General features: G+C 36.1%; 16 protein-coding genes and 1 riboswitch. Of the genes, 1 reads left to right on the top strand and 15 read right to left on the bottom strand.

What is annotated here, in order from left to right; genetic code table 11:
- Window positions 1-8: 8 nt before the first annotated feature.
- From FNW17_RS09145 to FNW17_RS09135, 3 genes are all read right to left on the bottom strand, one after another.
- Window positions 9-1154 (bottom strand): pyridoxal phosphate-dependent aminotransferase, encoded by a 1146-nt coding sequence (locus FNW17_RS09145; RefSeq protein WP_144071472.1) that lies wholly within the window; start codon window positions 1152-1154, stop codon window positions 9-11.
- Window positions 1151-1978: a prephenate dehydratase gene (locus FNW17_RS09140; RefSeq protein ID WP_144071471.1), complete on the bottom strand. Its 828-nt coding sequence runs from the start codon at window positions 1976-1978 to the stop codon at window positions 1151-1153. The genes FNW17_RS09145 and FNW17_RS09140 overlap by 4 nt, the downstream gene beginning before the upstream one ends.
- Window positions 1979-2347: 369 nt before the next feature.
- Complete coding sequence (locus FNW17_RS09135) at window positions 2348-3268, bottom strand: M20/M25/M40 family metallo-hydrolase (RefSeq protein WP_144071470.1); 921 nt, start codon at window positions 3266-3268, stop codon at window positions 2348-2350.
- Window positions 3269-3409: 141 nt separating this feature from the next.
- Here FNW17_RS09135 and gldA point away from each other — a divergent pair, with 141 nt between their 5' ends.
- Window positions 3410-4306 carry a gliding motility-associated ABC transporter ATP-binding subunit GldA gene (gene gldA, locus FNW17_RS09130; RefSeq protein WP_144071469.1) on the top strand — a complete coding sequence of 299 codons (897 nt, stop codon included), beginning with the start codon at window positions 3410-3412 and terminating at the stop codon, window positions 4304-4306.
- Between the two features lie 200 nt (window positions 4307-4506).
- Here gldA and metF read toward each other — a convergent pair whose 3' ends face one another.
- The 12 genes from metF to cysD all read right to left on the bottom strand — a co-directional run bounded on the left by metF (window position 4507) and on the right by cysD (window position 19143).
- Window positions 4507-5460, bottom strand: coding sequence for a methylenetetrahydrofolate reductase [NAD(P)H] (metF, locus tag FNW17_RS09125; protein WP_144071468.1), 954 nt, complete (start codon window positions 5458-5460; stop codon window positions 4507-4509).
- 78 nt (window positions 5461-5538) lie between these two features.
- The gene (gene metH, locus FNW17_RS09120) at window positions 5539-8220 is read right to left on the bottom strand and encodes a methionine synthase (protein WP_144071467.1); all 2682 of its coding nucleotides are present in this window, start codon (window positions 8218-8220) and stop codon (window positions 5539-5541) included.
- A 387-nt stretch (window positions 8221-8607) separates the two neighbouring features.
- Entirely contained in the window at window positions 8608-9261 is a 654-nt protein-coding gene (locus FNW17_RS09115; protein WP_144071466.1) for a hypothetical protein, read from the bottom strand.
- 43 nt (window positions 9262-9304) lie between these two features.
- Window positions 9305-9913, bottom strand: a complete 609-nt coding sequence (locus tag FNW17_RS09110) for a GIY-YIG nuclease family protein (RefSeq protein ID WP_144071465.1) — start codon at window positions 9911-9913, stop codon at window positions 9305-9307.
- Between the two features lie 112 nt (window positions 9914-10025).
- Window positions 10026-11027: a homocysteine S-methyltransferase family protein gene (locus FNW17_RS09105; RefSeq protein WP_144071464.1), complete on the bottom strand. Its 1002-nt coding sequence runs from the start codon at window positions 11025-11027 to the stop codon at window positions 10026-10028.
- 219 nt (window positions 11028-11246) lie between these two features.
- A riboswitch (SAM riboswitch) is annotated at window positions 11247-11356 on the bottom strand.
- Window positions 11357-11541: 185 nt separating this feature from the next.
- Complete coding sequence (locus tag FNW17_RS09100) at window positions 11542-11874, bottom strand: 2Fe-2S iron-sulfur cluster-binding family protein (RefSeq protein WP_126563263.1); 333 nt, start codon at window positions 11872-11874, stop codon at window positions 11542-11544.
- A gap of 50 nt (window positions 11875-11924) precedes the next feature.
- Entirely contained in the window at window positions 11925-12977 is a 1053-nt protein-coding gene (locus FNW17_RS09095) for an NAD(P)/FAD-dependent oxidoreductase (protein WP_143389729.1), read from the bottom strand.
- A 121-nt stretch (window positions 12978-13098) separates the two neighbouring features.
- Window positions 13099-13743, bottom strand: coding sequence for a precorrin-2 dehydrogenase/sirohydrochlorin ferrochelatase family protein (locus FNW17_RS09090; RefSeq protein WP_235892933.1), 645 nt, complete (start codon window positions 13741-13743; stop codon window positions 13099-13101).
- A gap of 54 nt (window positions 13744-13797) precedes the next feature.
- Window positions 13798-14583, bottom strand: coding sequence for a uroporphyrinogen-III C-methyltransferase (gene cobA, locus FNW17_RS09085; protein WP_143389728.1), 786 nt, complete (start codon window positions 14581-14583; stop codon window positions 13798-13800).
- Entirely contained in the window at window positions 14576-16666 is a 2091-nt protein-coding gene (locus FNW17_RS09080) for a HEPN domain-containing protein (protein WP_143389727.1), read from the bottom strand. Before FNW17_RS09080 ends, cobA begins: the two co-directional genes overlap by 8 nt.
- Before the next feature lie 165 nt (window positions 16667-16831).
- Complete coding sequence (locus FNW17_RS09075) at window positions 16832-18076, bottom strand: sulfate adenylyltransferase subunit 1 (protein WP_143389726.1); 1245 nt, start codon at window positions 18074-18076, stop codon at window positions 16832-16834.
- Window positions 18077-18243: 167 nt separating this feature from the next.
- A complete protein-coding gene (cysD, locus tag FNW17_RS09070; protein WP_143389725.1) occupies window positions 18244-19143 on the bottom strand; it encodes a sulfate adenylyltransferase subunit CysD in 900 nt (299 codons plus the stop codon).
- Window positions 19144-19275 lie beyond the last annotated feature (132 nt).

The raw sequence follows: 19275 nt of genomic DNA, 5'->3' as shown, positions 1-19275 counted from the left end.
ATTATAATCTAAAACCTATCAATCGCTTCTTGCACTATTTCCTCTTTTACACAAAGTGCAAATCGGATATAACCTTCTCCATTGCTTCCAAAAATGGTTCCCGGAGTTATAAAAATCGATTTCTCGTATAATATTTTATCTATAAAATCTTCCGATGATGTGATTCCTGCTGGCAATTTTGCCCAAACAAACAATCCAACACCTTCCTTGTAAACTTGACAACCTAACTTTTCGGCCAATTGTTCTGTTAAAACTCTTCTCTTTTTATAAATGGCATTCATCGAATCAAACCAAGACTGATCGCTTTTCAAAGCTTCAATCGCTCCTTTTTGAATTCCGTAGAACATTCCGCTATCCATATTGCTTTTTACTTTCAAAATCGCATCGATACACACTGCATTTCCTAAAACCATTCCCACGCGCCAACCTGCCATATTGAAGGTTTTTGACAAAGAGTTTAATTCTAAAGCAACCTCTTTTGCACCTTCGACTTGCAACAAACTCATTGGCTTATCATTCAAGACAAAGCTATACGGATTGTCATTGATCAATAATATATTGTGTTTTTTGGCGAAAGCCACTAACTTTTCGAACAATTCCAAACTTCCTCTTGCTCCTGTTGGCATATGCGGATAACCCAACCACATTATTTTTACTTTCGATAAATCTAATTTCTCTAAAGCTTCAAAATCAGGTTCCCAATTATTTTTTTCTACTAAATCATAATAAACTGGCACAGCACCCACTAAATTCGTTACAGAAGTATAGGTTGGATAACCAGGATTTGGAATTAAAACCTGATCGCCTTCATTCAAAAATGCCAATGAAATGTGCATAATTCCTTCTTTGGAACCCATCAAAGGCAAAATTTCCGTGTTAGGATTTAAAACAACTTCGTAATTGTTTTGATAAAAATCCGCCATTCCATTTCTCAATTCGGGCAAACCTTGATAACTCTGATATTGATGTGCATTTTCATCTTGCATCGCCAAAGTTACTGCATCAATAACCGCTTGTGAAGGCTTTAAATCTGGGCTACCAATTCCCATATTGATAATTGGTTTCCCCTCAGAGGCCAATTGTCTTACTTCGCGAAGTTTTGACGAGAAATAATATTCTTCTACTATATCCAGACGTTTTGCTGTATGTATCACGGTTTTGTATTTTTATATTCTCCTAATACCTTGAAATATTCGGCCATAATTTCCATCAACGATTTTGCTTTGGCGTAATCTTCGTATTTATCGAAAGTGACGTCCACAAAAAACGAATATTTCCAAGGGGTTTCTATTTTTGGCAAGGATTGAATTTTGGTTAAATTCAGTTTGCAATCACTCATTACGTTCAAAACTGCGGCTAAACTTCCTCGTTTATGATCCAATTCGAATTTGATGGAAGCGCGATTAATTTCGTCTTTTGACACAAAGGAATTTTCTTTTTTTATAATAACAAAACGTGTCATATTGTTATTAATAGTTTGAATTTCTGGCGCTAAAATTTCTAAATCGTACATTTCAGCAGCTGTTTTACTGGCAATTGCAGCAATCCCTGAAAGTTGTTTTTTTTGAATTCTACGCGCAGTTTCGGCAGTATCTTTGTCTTCAACTAATTTAATTTTTGGATATTTTTTTAAGAATTCCATACATTGTAACAATGCCATCGGATGAGAATGAACTTCTAAAATATCTTTAATTTTTTGACCTTTCAAAGCCATTAAATTTTGATGAATATCTAAGTAATGCTCTCCGATAATATGTAAATTATTTTTGTCAATTAAGGCATAATTGGGAATAATTGGTCCTGCAATAGAATTTTCAATCGCCATAACCGCTTGATCTGTTTTTCCAGACAACAAGCTATCGACCAATTCTTCAAACGACATACATTCATCCACCTCAATATTCTGAGAATAGTATTCCTGCGCCACCTGATGATGGAATGACCCTTTAATACCTTGAATTGCAATTTTTGTTTTCATTTATACTCAAAAAAAAATCCTGATTTTCATCAGGATTGTATATTAGTTTTATTTGTTTCTTAATCTTTCAAATAACCATAGACAATCCTTACTTCCTAAAGAAGAAATAGTAAGTGTTGCTAAAATAAAAACGGTTACTTGACATTTTGTTTTGGATTTTTATTAAAAATTCTCTGCGAATGTATAAATTATTTTTTGGTAACCCAAAATAATAATAGCTTTTATTGAACAAAAAAAAGAATTATCGACAAAAATGGCTTTTCGTTATCTAATGTTTAAAAATAGTACCTAAAACTATCTTTTTAATAATTGACTTTGAACATTTTTCCAAAACAAAAATTCTTTTATTTAATTGCAAATGACATTTAGCTATTTCACCCTTGATGGAGTATCTTGTCCGTTTACAATACTCTGCGAACTAATTGCGATGGATTTTACAATTTCGGTCATATTCTCTAAATCCAACGTTGAAACCTCATCACTCAATTTATGATAATTAGGTTCTGAATCCATTTTTGAAGTAGAAATTGTGTGAGCGGGAACTCCTAAAGCCGCCAATCTTGCATTGTCTGAGCGATAAAAAAGTTGTTGACTTGGATAAGGATCAGGATTGAAATTAAAGCTAGAACCCTTCAAGTTTTTTTGCAAGATTGCCCCAAAATCTGATTTTTCGAAACCCGTTATGTAAGCCGAATTTTTGCCCCATTTACTCTCAGTGCCAATCATTTCAATATTAAACATGGCAATAACTTTATTTGAATCAATGTTTTCAGAGAAATACTTTGAGCCAAAACCGCCTACTTCTTCACCTGTAAAAGCTACAAAAATAATTGTCCGTTCGTTTTGATTTAATTCTTTGAAATACTTTGCTAAAGCTATTACTGCAGTAGTTCCGGAAGCATCATCATTTGCTCCATTATAGACTTTGTCCTCTCCGTCTTTAACAACTCCTAAATGATCATAATGAGCTGAAAAAATGACAAATTCTTCCGGTTTAGATTTTCCGGGCAAGATTCCAATTACATTATTTGCTGGTTTTCTTTTGACAACAAATTCTTGTCGGTAGTTATTTAAACCCTTAAAATAGGTGAGATTAATTTTTTTAAATTCATTTTCAATAAAAACTGATGCTGAGTCAATTCCTGGCGTAAAAATCGCTCTTCCTTCCATTTTATCCGAAGCCAATTCGGTTTCGATTCTAACAATTTCTTGTTGTTGAATTATCGAATTTTCTTGAGCTTGAACCAAAAACCCAAGAAAGAAAAAAAACAATGCACTTCCTTTTTTCATTTATAATTTAATTTTGAGTTATAGAATATTGGTAAATATATAAATCAAAATATAAAATTTATCACAATTTAAAACTTTAAAAAACTCATTATAAAATAAAACAATTAATTTTCTGTTTACTTTTGCTACAAATAAAAAACAATGTCAATAGAAGTAAATAATATATCGAAAAGTTATGGTGCTCAAAAAGCTTTGGACTCCATTTCATTTTCTGTTCAAAAAGGAGAAATCGTTGGTTTCTTAGGTCCAAATGGTGCTGGAAAATCGACTTTAATGAAAATATTGACCACGTATATTGCTGCCGATGAAGGTGCTGCTGCCGTGAATGGATTTGACGTGAATTCGCATACTAAATCCGTTCAGCAATCTATTGGCTATTTGCCAGAACACAATCCGTTGTATTTGGATTTGTATGTGAGGGAATATTTGGTTTTTAATGCTGATGTGTATAAAGTAGCCAAAACCCGAATCGAAGAAGTGATTCAATTGACAGGTTTATCGAATGAAAGTCACAAAAAAATAGGGCAATTATCCAAAGGGTATCGACAACGTGTGGGACTTGCCAATGCTTTATTACACAATCCCGATGTTTTGATTCTCGACGAACCAACTACAGGTTTAGACCCGAACCAATTGGTCGAAATTAGAAACGTGATTAAAAACGTTGGTAAAGACAAAACCGTTTTTCTATCTACCCATATTATGCAGGAAGTAGAAGCTATTTGCGACCGTGTCATTATTATTGACAAAGGGAAAATTATAGCCGATAAAAAATTAGATGCTTTAATTTCGGAAGACAAGGAACAAGTTATCGAAGTGGAATTTGACTATAAAGTCGAAGAACAATTGATTGCCAAAATCGAGAATTTGACTTCCTATAAAAATACGCACGATATGATTTGGGAATTGACGTTCAACGCTGACAAAGATATGCGTCCCGCTGTTTTTGATTTTGCGAATGCTAATGGTTTGAAAACACTACAATTGAATCAAAAAAATAAAAATCTGGAAACGGTTTTTAGGGAAATGACGAAGTAGTTGGCGGTGGTCAGTTATTCAGTGTCAGTTGTTGAATAAAAAAAGCATCGTTTATATTTTAAACGATGCTTTTTTATTCCTAATGTCCTAGCCCTGATCGTCGAATTGTTCTCACAATTACCTTTGTGGCTGGGGTTCAGCCACAAAGATATAGCGAACAGCAGGACACGAGCGAAGCGAACTGACGAAGTAAACAGCTCCTAAAAAACCTGACTTGCTATTTGATGAATATTATCAGATTTTCCCATTGAATAATAATGCACGAAAGGCACACCAAATTCGATTAATTCTTTGGATTGTTGCACAGCAAATTCAACCCCAATTTGACGAACGGCTGTGTTGTCTTTGGCTTGTTCGATAGAATGAATCAAATCCTGTGGCATATCCAACCAAAAAACTTGCGGTAACAATTGCAAATGACGTTTCACCGCAACTGGCTTGATTCCTGGAATAATTGGCACGTTGATACCAATAGCGCGGGCTGCCTCGACAAACTTGAAATACCGTTGATTGTCGAAAAACATTTGTGTCACGATATAATCGGCACCAGCATCTACTTTTTCTTTTAATCTTTTTAAATCGGCTTCTAAACTTGGTGCTTCGATATGTTTTTCGGGATAACCAGCAACGCCTATACAAAAATCGGGAGCATTTTGCATAGGCAAAGTGTCGTGCAAAAACCGTCCTGAATTCATCGCCTTAATTTGTTTTACTAAATCTACGGCATAATTATTTCCACCTTTGGTAGGTTCAAAATACTTCTCGCCTTTCATTGGATCACCACGCAATGCCACTAAATTATCGATTCCTAAATAATGGCAATCCACCAATAAATACTCGGTTTCCTCTTTGGTAAATCCGCCACACAACACGTGAGGAATCGCATCTACACCATATTTATGCTGGATGGAAGCACAAATTCCAACAGTTCCGGGACGCATACGCGTAATTCGACGATCAAAAAGTCCGTCTTTTTCTATGTACACATACTCTTCTCTGGAAGTGGTTACATCTATAAAAGGCGGTTTAAATTCCATCAACGGATCTATATTTTCATACAAATCCTTGATGTTACTTCCTTTTTGAGGCGGAACAATTTCGAATGAGAATAGAGGTTTCCCGTTGGCGTTTTCTATATGCTGTGTTACTTTCATTTTATTTGTTTCAAGTTTCAAGTTTAAGGTTTAAAGTTCTCTCGAGCAACTTGAAACCTTAAACTTGAAACGAATTTTTTAATCTGCTATATTTGGGTTCAACCATTTTGTTGCCTTATCGGTTGAAATACTTCTACGTTTGGCGTAATCAATGACTTGATCTTCTTTTATTTTTCCAAGTCCAAAATACTTACTATCTGGATTTCCAAAATAATAACCCGAAACCGAAGAAGCGGGCCACATTGCCATACTTTCGGTCAAAGTCACTCCGATTTCTTTTTCGACATTCAGTAACTTCCAAATAGTTGGTTTTTCTAAATGGTCGGGACAAGCTGGATAACCTGGTGCGGGACGAATCCCTTTGTAATTTTCTTTAATTAATTCTTGATTTGACAAAGATTCTTCAAAATCATATCCCCAAAATTCCTTCCGCACTTTTTCGTGTAAATATTCGGCAAAAGCTTCTGCAAATCTATCTGCCAAAGCTTTGACCATAATCGAGTTGTAATCGTCTAAATTATCACGGTATTCATCCGCCCATTCGTCCACACCAAAACCTGTGGTTACACAAAATGCTCCCATATAATCCGTTACTCCATTGTCTTTTGGCGCAATAAAATCGGCCAAGGCAATATTTGGAGCACCTTTTGTTTTTTGCGATTGCTGACGCAAAGTCAAGAATTTTTCCAACTCTTTTCCATTTTCATCATACAATTGAATATCATCGTCATTCACCTGATTCGCAGGAAAAATTCCGTAGATTCCTTTAGCTTGTAATTTTTTTTCTTTCAAAATCACTTCCAACATTTCCTGTGCATCGGCAAAAACCGAAGTAGCTTGTTCTCCCACAACCTCATCCGTTAAGATTGCAGGATATTTTCCGTGCAATTCCCAAGTTTGAAAAAATGGCGTCCAATCAATATAAGGAACTAAAACATCTAAATCTACTTCGACAATTTGTTCGCCAATTATATTTGGTTTTACCGGAGCGAAATTTGCCCAATCCAATTGTATTTTATTTTTACGAGCATCTTCAATACTCAAGAAATTCTTGTCACGAGAACGACTCAAAAAGGTTTCTCTAAAAGCATCATAATCTGTTCGAATATCGCTGGTGTATTTTTCTCTGTTATCGTCCAATAAATTTCCAGCCACAGTAACCGCTCTCGAAGCATCGTTTACGTGAATCACAGTTTCTCTGTATTGCGGGGCAATTTTCACGGCAGTATGCGCACGAGAAGTCGTTGCTCCACCAATCATTACAGGAATTTTCATTCCTCTTTTGTCTAATTCTTTAGCCAAATAAACCATTTCATCCAATGACGGCGTGATTAATCCGCTTAGACCAATAATATCAACATTGTGCTCGATAGCTGCTGCAATAATTTTTTCAGGCGGAACCATTACGCCAAGGTCAATGATTTCATAATTATTACACGCCAAAACTACTGAAACTATATTTTTTCCAATGTCGTGCACATCGCCTTTTACAGTTGCCATCAATATTTTACCATTTCCTGATTTGTCGCCCGCTTGTTTACTCGCTTCAATGTACGGCAATAAATACGCCACGGCTTTTTTCATAACCCTTGCTGATTTTACCACTTGCGGCAAGAACATTTTTCCCGAACCGAATAAATCTCCAACGACATTCATTCCTGTCATCAGATTGATTTCGATTACTTCGATGGGTTTTTTTGCTGCCAATCGGGCTTCCTCAACATCAAGTTCTATAAAAGCATCAACTCCTTTTACCAAAGAGTGTGTTATTCTTTCCTGAACCGTTCCAAAGCGCCATTCTTGTACTTCTTTTTCATTGGTTTTTGGCCCGCCTTTTACATTTTCGGCCAAATCTAACAAACGTTCTGTAGCATCATCACGACGGTTCAAGATTACATCTTCTACGTGTTCTAATAAATCTTTCGGAATATCATCATAAATCGTCAACATTTCTGGATTTACAATTCCCATTGTCATTCCATTTTTGATGGCGTGGTACAAGAAAACCGAGTGCATCGCTTCCCGAACGGTGTCATTTCCTCTAAACGAAAACGAAACGTTACTCACACCTCCGCTAATGTGGGCGTGTGGCAAATTTTCCCGAACCCATTTGGTTCCTCTAAAGAAATCCAACGCATTCAAGCGGTGTTCTTCCATTCCTGTTGCCACTGGAAATATATTCAAATCGAAAATAATATCCTGAGGAGGAAAATTTACTTTATTGACCAAAATATCATACGAACGTTGGCAAATTTCTACTCGACGATCGTAATTATCCGCTTGACCAGTTTCATCAAAAGCCATAATAATTGCCGCAGCTCCGTAGCGTTTAATCAATTTGGCGTGATGGATAAATTGTTCTTCGCCTTCTTTTAACGAAATCGAGTTTACGACACATTTTCCTTGAACGACCTTTAGACCGGCTTCAATGATGTCCCATTTTGAGCTGTCAATCATAATCGGCACACGCGAAATATCCGGTTCGGCAGCGATTAAATTCAGGAATTTTGTCATTGCATATTCGCCATCGAGCATTCCTTCATCCATATTAATATCGATGATTTGCGCGCCTCCTTCTACCTGCTCTTTGGCAATGCTTAATGCTTCATCGTACTTTTCTTCCTTGATTAATCGAAGAAATTTTCTAGAACCGGTTACATTGGTACGTTCCCCAATATTAACAAATACACTTTCCGGTGTAATGATTAAGGGCTCTAATCCCGATAAAACTAGGTTTCTTCTTTTTTCTGCTTCTGCCATTTTTTTATTTTTTTATTTACAACAACGGAATAAATTCCGATGTTACAAAATATGTCGTTCCTCTGGAACTCTTATGTTGCTAGCGCGAGCGTCACGCTCGTGCCTATTTTATTTTTCAACTATTTTTGTCTGCCTTTATTTGTTTGCACGAGCTAGAAGCTCGCGCTATCTGGAGAATCCTCATCCAACGGAATGAATTCCGTTGCTACAAAATATGTCGTTCCTATGGAACTTGTGCATTTATTTTGCATTGCGAGGAACGAAGCAATCTCATTCGTTGCTCACTTTTGTTGCTATGCAGAGCATCCATATTATAGAGAACTTTCATTTTTTTAAAGAACATTTTGAAGAGCTGGTAAAAAAACCAAAAAAATTATTGTTTTTTACTTATTGCACATTTGTTCTATAGCTGGCCATATAACCATCACCAATCACACCGCTATTCCAATTTTTTTCGATCCAGTCATAACTATCTCTTTGAGTCTTGGTCATATTTCTATACTGTGCTTTATGCAAACTTGTCTCAGTACCAGCGACAGTAAACTTTGAATATTCATTTAGAAGATCATTGCACTTTTGAATTGCATTCTTATGGTTTCCCATTGAAATCATTTGAACCTTAGTGTATTTTTTATATGCTTTACCCTGAAAATCATAACCAATAGTAAATGCTTTTTCAAGTTGTACAAGTGATTTCAAATGAGACGCCATAGAAGCTACAGTTGACTGAAATTCAATCACTTCTTTTTTATGTTCTGGATTTTTAATATAAGCTTCGACCAACTTCTTTGATGGCGCGTCTATGGAATCCTGTTTATCTCTTCCTGCTTGAACGTATAACGCATCACGTAATGCGTTATATCTTTGTTCTTCAATCATAAATTTATCAAAAGTTGATTGTTTTTTATCGGATTTATAGATTTTGTGTATACTATCCATTTTCAATTTGGCAACATCAACATCTTTTTGCATCACTCTAATTTGTGCAAAACCATTTAATGAGATAAAACTTAGTGCAACTGTTATTAATATTTTTTTCATTATCTTATCTTTCAATTTATAATACCGTTTATTTAAATCTATTTTAATGAGTCTCAAAATTATTTAACATTGTCCCAAGTTTCATTGAACAATATACTTCAAAAAGATATAGTTCATAATCATTCTCTATGTGCAAAAAAATCACTTCCTGATTTGAAAGAAAACCTTTTATAGGTTCAACTTCATTCTTAAAATTTAGTTGCTTTCTGGTAAGAGAATGTTTACTACCAGTTATAAGCTCATATTTTAGCAATCCGATCTTGAAAGCAAGTGTTGCAGAATTGTGGCTGTGTCCTTTTATATGCTGAAGTATTCTTCCTATAACACCTTTTGAAATACCTACATAAAAAGGTCTCTTATCATTTACGAAAAAATACAGACCTTTGAAGTCATTTTTGACATTCCCTTCCTTGAAACTATATTCTCTTAACCATTCCTCTTTTATTCTATTGTCCGCTAGAAGTTTTGAAGTCGCTCCAGCTTTTCCCATTCCGGAGCCGAAGTAATCACTGATTGAAAACGAATTTTTTTCAAAATCAATGTTAGCAAACATACTGTCAAAATTATTAACTAAGTCCGAAAAAGATTTTTCAATTTTCAATTGAACTTTTATTTTTTCTAAAATTATATTCTCAATTTCTTTTTCTAACATAAGCATTTAATTTGTAGATTTTTCTTTTAAATATTTAAATTATGTGATTTTTAAACAGCCGCGATAAATAAACAGAAGACATAATTCATATATCCATCACAATTCTTTCAATTTACATCACCGCCTCTGAAACCCTTGGTTTATAATCTTTAGCAATATCAGCAATCAATTTGATATGTTGTGGCGTTGTTCCGCAGCAACCTCCTATAATGTTTACTAAATTATCTTCGAGATAGCTTCGTATTTGGGCTTGCATTTGCTCTGGAGTTTCGTCATATTCTCCAAAAGCGTTTGGTAATCCTGCATTAGGATGCGCTGAAACGTTGAATGAGGTGTTTTGTGACAAAGTTTGCAAATAAGGTTTCAACAAATCGGCTCCCAAAGCGCAATTAAAACCTACGCTCAACAACGGAATATGCGATACCGAAACCAAGAAAGCTTCTACCGTTTGTCCTGAAAGTGTTCTTCCTGAAGCATCGGTAATCGTTCCTGAAACCATAATTGGAATATCAATATTGCGTTCGTCTTTCACTTGTTCGATGGCGAAAAGTGCTGCTTTGGCATTCAAGGTGTCAAAAATAGTTTCTACCAAAAGTAAATCGCAACCGCCGTCCATTAAGGCTTCGACTTGTTGTTTGTAAGCAATACGCAAATCATCAAAAGTTACAGCTCTGTAACCTGGATCGTTTACATCTGGCGACATACTCGCTGTTCTGTTTGTTGGCCCTATGGAACCGGCAACAAAACGAGGTTTTTCCGGGTTTTTGGCTGTGAATTCATCGGCTACTTCACGGGCGATTTTTGCCGATTCGTAGTTGAGTTCATAAACATATTCTTCTAAATGGTAATCTGCCATTCCGATTGTTGTTCCTGAGAACGTATTAGTTTCTACAATATCAGCTCCGGCTTCATAATACAAGGCGTGCACTTCTTTGATGGCTTTGGGTTGTGTTAACGAAAGTAAATCGTTGTTCCCTTTTAGCGAATGTGGAAAGTCTTTGAATTGTTCTCCTCGGAAATCTTCTTCAGAGAAATTATAGCGTTGCAACATCGTTCCCATTGCTCCATCGAGTACGAGAATTCGTTTTTTGATTTCTTCTTGAATGTTTGGCATAACTTATTTTTTGCCGCTAAGACGCTAAGGCGCAAAGCATTTATTTTAAAAATTAAATAGTCGTCGCATTTTCTGATTAGCCCTGATGGAAGAGGAAATCCTTTTGTTTTTTTTCTTAAAAAAACAAAAGATTGCAACGTACAGCAGGAAATAGCTCCAAAAAAAACTAGTGTTTCAAAAAATTATAAATGTTATCGTGGAAAGGGAGAGATTTTCTCTTGGTTATCTTTTCCCGATAATTGGGATAGAATGTAGCACCTTTTTCACTGAAAATGAATAGGTTGCTAAGCTTTCGTTGGGTCTATTCCCTCTGGCTTTCGTGATAACTATTAATAATTTTATAGGCGCAACAAAGGTAATACTAAAAATTAAAATATAAAATAATATCTAATTTGCTTTGAGTCTTTGCTTTGAGTAGCTTCAAGGTGTATTGTACTGCGGAAATAGAATGATAAGGTTTTCAAAAGAATGAAAAATTTAGTCTAAATTGAGAGATGAATCTCGCTTTTGAGGCTTATGATTCTGGTGCGAGTGCAATCTCTAACCCTTCTAAAGCATTCGTGATATAAATTTGGCAACCCAATCGGCTGTTGTCTTTTACATTGAAGGCTTCCGAGAGCATCGCTTCTTCGTCCTCGTTTCTTTCTGGCAAATCGACTTGGTTCAACACATAGCATTGGCAGGAAGCGCACATTGCCATCCCACCACAGAGACCGATGGTTCCTTCTGGAGCTAATTCATAAGCACAAACAAGTTCCATAACATTCATATTCATATCGGTTGGTGCTTGTACCTCGTGGGTTATTCCTTCTCTATCGGTAATTTTTATAGTTACGTCTTGTGTCATATTATATGTTTTAATGTGAAATCAACAGCTTAAATTGAATCGCTATTTTGTTAATCGATTGCTTTTACAACTGCTTTAGGTGCTTCTTTACGAGTTCCGTCGAATCCATCGATTCCTGAAACGGTGGTGTATTTCATTAAGTATTTCTTTCCTGGATTGATAATTTGATATGCCGCCTGACACATTAAAGTGGCTTCGTGGAATCCGCAAAGAATCAATTTCAATTTTCCAGGATAGGTGTTGACATCGCCAATAGCAAAAATTCCGGGAATATTGGTTTGATAATCCAAGGCGTTGTTTACTTTGATGGCGTTTCTCTCAATTTCTAATCCCCAGTTTGCAATTGGACCTAATTTTGGCGTTAATCCAAAAAGTGGAATAAAATAATCGGTAGGAATGTTTCTGTGAGCTCCGTTGATATCCACATCTATAGATTCTAAATGTTCGGCTCCATTCAAACCAACTACTTCTCCGGGAGTAATCATTTTGATTTTTCCCGCGTTTTTCAGTTCTTGAACTTTCTCTACTGAATCTAAAGCGCCACGGAATTCGTTTCTGCGGTGAATTAAAGTCACCTCGGAAGCTACGTTCGACAAGAAAACACTCCAATCTAAAGCTGAATCACCACCACCAGCAATAACTACTCTTTTATTTCTAAATTTTTCTGGGTTTTTGATAAAGTATTTTACCCCTTTGTTTTCGTAAAATTCAATATCTTCAATCAAAGGTTTACGAGGTTCAAAACTACCTAATCCGCCAGCAATGGCAACAACCGAAGCTTGGAATTTTTTTCCTTTATTTGAGGTAACAATAAAACTTCCGTCTTCTTGTTTTTCGATGGTTTCGGCACGTTCGCCAAGAGTGAATCCTGGTTCGAATTGCTTGATTTGTTCCATTAAATTATTTACTAAATCTCCCGCCAAAACTTCCGGAAAGCCAGGGATATCGTAAATAGGTTTTTTGGGATACAATTCAGATAATTGCCCGCCAGGTTGTGGCAAGCTATCTAAAATGTGGCATTTCAATTTTAATAATCCTGCCTCAAAAACGGCAAATAATCCTGTAGGTCCTGCTCCTATTATAAGTATGTCTGTCTTAATCATTTTTTTTAATTTTTTTTCCTCTCCCAACCCTCTCGGTAGGAGGCGAGTTGAGACAAAATAATGTTAATTGATTTTAAACGGATTAAAATCAGTTTCAATCAAACATTTTCTCTTGGGGAATTTATTGTTTGTTTTTTAAGGCTTCTGTAATTTCGTTCATTTTGTCCACTTTTTCCTGAAAATTACCTTTTAGGGTTTTGCGATATTCATTTAGGTTTTCGACCATTGAATTGATGTCGTCTGGGATAATTTCTTCGAAAAATTCGCGTAATCTTTTGGCAGTAGTTGGTGATTTTCCGTTGGTGGAAATGGCAATTTTTACATTGCCTTTGGTTACGATTCCTCCTAAATAATAATCACACAAAGGCGGCGTATCGGCGATATTGCAAATTAAATATCTTTTTCTACATAAATCGTAAATTCTTTTATTGACTTCCAAATCATCGGTACAAGCAATAACCATATTGCGTTTTCGAAGCATCCAACGATTGAATTTTTTATAAGTCAATTTTACCGAAGGATGGTTTTGAGCCAATGCTTCTAATTCTGGTAAAAACTTTGGTGCCACTACCTCAACATTGGCATTGGGACTGGATTTGAGCATAAAAGACAATTTTTCTAGACCCACATTTCCTCCGCCAACAATAAGCAGATTGAGTTGGTGTAGTTTTAAAAAAATAGGGTATAGTTCGTTCCTCTCCCCAGCCCTCTCCGAAGGAGAGGGAGCTGAGTCCTGACTATTAGAATGCAAATCGTTTTTTTTCATTTTATTTTTCTCCTTTCCTAGCTCCCTTCCCTTCGGGGAGGGCTGGGGTGGGGATTATTCTCGTGCGCAAACTTTATTGGAAATAAATTCCTTGTGAAATCCTTTTAATTTATTGCGTTCTCTCACAACTTCGCCAATGACAATTATGGCTGGCGAACTCAAATTGTTGTCTTTTACCACTTGTGAAATGGTATCTATGGTTCCAAAACCTACTTTTTCGTTAGGCATAGTTCCATTTTGAACAATTGCAACAGGAGTTTCTCCTTTGGATTCGTTTTGAAACAAAGTAATAATTTGTTCCAATTTACTCATTCCCATCAAAATTACGACAGTGGCCGTAGATTTGGCTGCCAAAGCCACATCTTTTGATAAATTCCTATCCGAAGTGGTGCCTGTGATTACCCAAAAACTTTCGGAAATACCTCTTTTTGTCAAAGAAATTCCTTGATTTGCTGGAACGGCAATCGATGATGAAATTCCTGGAACGACAAATGTAGGAATTCCAAAACCTTCAACATATTCGATTTCTTCGCTTCCACGACCAAAAATGAAAGGATCGCCACCTTTTAGTCGTACTACATTTCCATAAGTCAAGGCGTTATCAACGATTAATTGGTTGATTTGATCTTGTGAATATTCGTGACAACCTTTTCTTTTTCCAACAAATATCTTGATGGATTTTTTTGGGGCATATGCCAATATTTCCTCATTAGCCAAAGCATCATATAAAACCACATTAGCTTCAGCAAGTGCTTTTACGCCTTTGAGAGTCAGCAAATCTGGATCACCAGGACCTGCGCCTACTAATGTTACTTTGGGTTTTACGATGTTATTATTCATTGGCTAAATCTTTTGTTCTATAGCTTTCAATATTTTCAAAAAAGGCAATTCCTTCTTGAATGTATTTTTTGGCAAATTCCTCAGAAGGTTGGTTTTGGTTGATTTGATACACTAAATCTTTGAAAGAAGAATTCAACGGAATTTTATTGGTTTCTGTAAAAACGGTATCGAATAAATCGATGATTCCTGCGTGTGCATTTGTTTTTTGGTTTTCGGCAAGCAATATAGCTTTAGCACCATTTACAAATCCTGCATAGGTTAAATAAATAGCATCAGACCATTTTCCTTCCTCTAAAGCTTCGTGTGCAAAAGTCAATTTGTCTTTGGCTTCTAAAATTAAAGTAGCCACCAAATCGATTACAACACCAGCACACTCGCCCACACCAATGGCTTTTACATAATTATCGGCGTTTCCCCAATCGACAAAATCTTCATCTGTAAGATTATCAATTTCCGAAAGTGGTTTCAAAAATTCGAAAAAATATTTTTCTCCTTTGGCATCGTAATAATCCAAAAAGGATAATCCGTTGGCATTTGCTTCGAAATCATTCAAAATAAAACGCAAGGCTTCTGGACCACGACGACTCGGAATTTTGATTACTTTATCGGAAAATCTTCCTTGACCGTTTCCTAAATTTCCTCCACCTAACAACACTTGAAGGGCAGGCGCAACTAACTTTCCAGAATTGATTGACATTCCTTGAAAACCAATGTGTGCCATATTGTGTTGCCCGCAAGCATTCATACAGCCACTAATTTTTATGGTAATGTCATTATTATTGTTGTATTGTGGATATTCGGCTGCCAAAACTCTTTCTAGTTCAGTAGCGATTCCTGTACTACTCGCAATTCCAAGGTTACAAGTATCCGTTCCTGGACAAGCGGTAATATCAGCAGTAGAATTGTATCCTAAAGCTACGTAATCTAATTTGGCTAATTCTTGGTAGAAAAATGCCAAGTTTTCTTCTTTAATATTACGAATAAGAATGTCTTGTCGTAATGAAAAACGCAACTCATTCGCTCCATAATTTTTAATCAAATCGGCCAACAATCTTGCTTTGTCAGTATAAAAATCTCCCACAAGCACTTTGATTCCAATGGCAACATATCCTATTTGTTTTTGTTGAAATACATTCGATTTTTTCCAAGCTTCGAAAGCAGCAACATCAACGATTTCTACTTTTGGAGTAACTTTTAAAGGTTCTGGAATTGGGCCATCAAAAGCAGTAGTGTCAATTTCGAAAGATTTACAAGACAAAGCTTTTTTCTCTTCTTCGACTAATTTTAAAAAGGCTTCTGCTCCTAAATCTTTGATTAAGAATTTCATACGCGCTTTCAAACGTTTTGATCTTTCGCCAAAACGGTCAAACACTCTAAGAATTCCTTCTGTAGTTGGTATAATTTGATTTACCGGAACAAATTCCGATAACAATTCGGCGTGATGCGGCTGAGATCCTAATCCTCCACCCAACATTATTTTGAATCCTCTCTCGCCATTGACAATTTTTGGAATAAATCCTAAATCGTGCAAATAGCTCAAAGCGGTATCTTTATCAGAAGACGAAAATGATATTTTGAATTTACGTCCCATTTCTTGACAAACTGGATTTCTCAAAAGAAATTGGAACAAAGCATAAGCATAAGGCGACACATCAAAAGGCTCCTCAGGATCGATTCCTGCATTTTCGCTAGCAGTTATATTTCGAACGGTGTTTCCGCAAGCTTCACGAAGGGTAACATCGTCTTTCTCCAATTCAGCCCAAAGCTCAGGAGTTCTATCTAAACTCACAAAATGAATTTGGATGTCTTGACGCGTTGTAATGTGTAAACGACCTCTTGAATATTCATCAGAAACTTTTGAAATACGCACTAATTGCTCGCTCGTCACTTTCCCAAAAGGCAATTTGATACGAATCATTTGAACCCCTTCTTGACGCTGACCATAAACTCCTCTAGCCAAACGAAGACTACGAAAACGTTCGTCATCAATTTTTCCTTCGCGGAATAAAGCAATTTTTCTTTCTAAATCGATAATATCTTTTTGTACAATCGGATTTTCTATTTCGGTTCTAAAACTTTCCATATTTTTTGTTTTTTATCCTCCCCCCAACCCCCTCCGAAGGAGGGGGCGACGAGTCTGGTATGTTTTTAAATTTTAATATTTGTTTATTATTCTAATTTCCAAAACTCAAAACAAACATTTATCTGGTTTTGGCTCCCTCCCCTTCGGGGAGGGCTGGGGAGGGGACTATTTAATAAATCCAACTCCTGCGGTTGTATTGGTCGCTACATCAATCAAGATAAACGCTCCATTTGATTTGTTTTCGGTGTAAGCATCAAAATATAATGGCTTGCTCAATTTTATAGTCACTTCACCAATTTCGTTAATGGCTAATTGAGTTGCTTCTTTTGTTCCTGAATAATCAGTAGAAATTGTGTTTTTTACAGCATCAATTTTTGCCAAAACACGATTTGTATTGTGCTGAACAATATATTTTGTTCCTGCAACCAATTTTTTACTGTCCATCCAGCAAATTGTGGTTTCAATATCTTTTTCGACTCTTGGCAATTCTCCCGATTTTACAATCATATCGCCACGAGTTACATTGATGTCATTCTCCAACTCTAAAACAACAGAAGAACCTGCTGTGGCTTCGTCAAATTGTTGTTCGAAAAAGTGAATTTTAGAAACTTTAGATTCGGTCAATGAAGGAAGTACCGTTACAGCATCGCCCACTTTGATATTATTGCCGTATAATTTTCCGGCATATCCTCTAAAATCGTGGTAGTCTTCGGTTTTTGGGCGAATCACCGTTTGAACCGGGAAACGAACTTTTCCTTTTTCGAAAACATCTTTCGGCTCCAAACCTTCTAAATGTTCCAAAACCGTTTGTCCGGTGTACCAAGGCATATTTTCGGATTTGTCCACCACATTTCCACCGTTGATAGCACTTAACGGAATGTAACTTACAACTTGTTCTTTGAACGTACTTTTTGCATTTAATGCTTGAAAATCGGCTTTGATTTTGTTGTACACTTCTTCCGAATAATCAACCAAATCCATTTTGTTTACCGCAACAATCACTTCTTTTACTCTCAATAAATTATTGATAAAAAAGTGACGATAGGTTTGCTCAATAACGCCTTTTCGAGCATCAATCAAAATAATAGAAACTTGTGAAGTCGAAGCTCCAGTAACCATATTTCTGGTATATTCAACATGACCTGGCGTATCGGCAATGATGTAACTTTTCTTCGCTGTCGAAAAATAAATGTGTGCTACGTCTATCGTAATTCCTTGTTCACGCTCGGCAACCAAACCATCAGTAGCCAAGGAAAAATCTAGGTAGTCGTATCCTTTTTGCTTGCTACTTCTTTCTATTGCTTCAATTTTATCAGTTGTCAACGATTTTGTATCGTATAATAATCTTCCGATTAATGTGCTCTTTCCGTCATCTACACTTCCTGCTGTTGCTATTTTTAAAACTTCCATATCTTTTTCCCCAGCCCGACCCTCCCCGAAGGGGAGGGAGACGAGTCTGGTATATTTTTATAAATTAATATTTCTCTTTTTATTTTCTACTTTGTTTTCCAAAAACTCAAAACCAACACTGATCCAGTTTCAACTCCCTCCCCTTCGGGGAGGGCTGGGTAGGGATTTTAAAAGTATCCTTGTTGTTTTCTTTTTTCCATTGCGGCTTCCGATCGTTTGTCATCGATTCTGGCACCTCTTTCGGAGATTGTCGAAGTTCTGATTTCGCCAACTACTTCTGCAATTGTTGCTGCATAAGAATCAACAGCGGCCGTACAACTCATGTCTCCAACAGTTCTAAAACGCACAATTCTTTCTTCGATTGCTTCATCTTCTTCTTGGTAAACAAAAGGAGAATGTGACCAAATCATACCGTCTCTTATGAAAACTTTTCTTTTGTGTGAAAAATAAATGGATGGAATTTCAATTTTTTCTTGTTCAATATAACTCCAAACGTCTAATTCAGTCCAGTTTGAAATTGGAAAAACACGAACGTTTTGCCCATTCTCAATTTTCCCGTTCAATAAATCGAATAATTCTGGACGTTGATTTTTTTCGTCCCATTGACCAAAATCATCACGAACAGAGAAAATACGTTCTTTAGCTCTAGCTTTTTCTTCGTCACGACGAGCACCACCAATACAAGCATCAAATTTGAATTCTTCAATGGCGTCTAAAAGTGTTGTCGTTTGCAACATATTTCGGCTTGAATAACGACCTGTTTCTTCAATTACTTTTCCTTCATTGATGGAATCTTGAACGTTACGAACGATTAATTCTAATCCTAATTCAGCCACTAATCTATCTCTAAATTCGATGGTTTCAGGAAAATTATGCCCAGTATCAACGTGCAACAATGGAAAAGGAATCTTTGCTGGAAAGAATGCTTTTTGCGCCAAACGCACCAATGTAATCGAATCTTTTCCTCCAGAAAAGAGCAGAACTGGTTTTTCAAATTGAGATATTACTTCTCTAAATATGTAAATCGCTTCGCTTTCTAAAGCATTTGTTTTTAATAATGTACTCATATTTTATTTTTAATTTAATTCAACGGATTAAAATCCGTTGCTATAATTTGTTCCTACATTTCAACGGATTGAAATCCGTTGCTACAAAATGAATCGTTCCTACATTTCAACGGATTGAAATCCGTTGCTACA

This window comes from Flavobacterium franklandianum (assembly GCF_007097365.1).
Lineage (GTDB): Bacteria > Bacteroidota > Bacteroidia > Flavobacteriales > Flavobacteriaceae > Flavobacterium > Flavobacterium franklandianum.
This window is presented reverse-complemented; position numbering and strand designations above follow the sequence as displayed.

Bases quoted from the DNA above. Each gene is read 5' to 3' on its own strand.
- FNW17_RS09100 (WP_126563263.1), bottom strand. From the start codon at position 11,874: ATGACACAAGACGTAACTATAAAAATTACCGATAGAGAAGGAATAACC.
- gldA (WP_144071469.1), top strand. From the start codon at position 3,410: ATGTCAATAGAAGTAAATAATATATCGAAAAGTTATGGTGCTCAAAAA.
- FNW17_RS09075 (WP_143389726.1), bottom strand. From the start codon at position 18,076: ATGGAAGTTTTAAAAATAGCAACAGCAGGAAGTGTAGATGACGGAAAG.
- metF (WP_144071468.1), bottom strand. From the start codon at position 5,460: ATGAAAGTAACACAGCATATAGAAAACGCCAACGGGAAACCTCTATTC.
- FNW17_RS09115 (WP_144071466.1), bottom strand. From the start codon at position 9,261: ATGAAAAAAATATTAATAACAGTTGCACTAAGTTTTATCTCATTAAAT.
- metH (WP_144071467.1), bottom strand. From the start codon at position 8,220: ATGGCAGAAGCAGAAAAAAGAAGAAACCTAGTTTTATCGGGATTAGAG.
- cysD (WP_143389725.1), bottom strand. From the start codon at position 19,143: ATGAGTACATTATTAAAAACAAATGCTTTAGAAAGCGAAGCGATTTAC.
- cobA (WP_143389728.1), bottom strand. From the start codon at position 14,583: ATGAATAATAACATCGTAAAACCCAAAGTAACATTAGTAGGCGCAGGT.
- FNW17_RS09110 (WP_144071465.1), bottom strand. From the start codon at position 9,913: ATGTTAGAAAAAGAAATTGAGAATATAATTTTAGAAAAAATAAAAGTT.
- FNW17_RS09080 (WP_143389727.1), bottom strand. From the start codon at position 16,666: ATGGAAAGTTTTAGAACCGAAATAGAAAATCCGATTGTACAAAAAGAT.
- FNW17_RS09105 (WP_144071464.1), bottom strand. From the start codon at position 11,027: ATGCCAAACATTCAAGAAGAAATCAAAAAACGAATTCTCGTACTCGAT.
- FNW17_RS09135 (WP_144071470.1), bottom strand. From the start codon at position 3,268: ATGAAAAAAGGAAGTGCATTGTTTTTTTTCTTTCTTGGGTTTTTGGTT.
- FNW17_RS09140 (WP_144071471.1), bottom strand. From the start codon at position 1,978: ATGAAAACAAAAATTGCAATTCAAGGTATTAAAGGGTCATTCCATCAT.
- FNW17_RS09095 (WP_143389729.1), bottom strand. From the start codon at position 12,977: ATGATTAAGACAGACATACTTATAATAGGAGCAGGACCTACAGGATTA.
- FNW17_RS09090 (WP_235892933.1), bottom strand. From the start codon at position 13,743: ATGAAAAAAAACGATTTGCATTCTAATAGTCAGGACTCAGCTCCCTCT.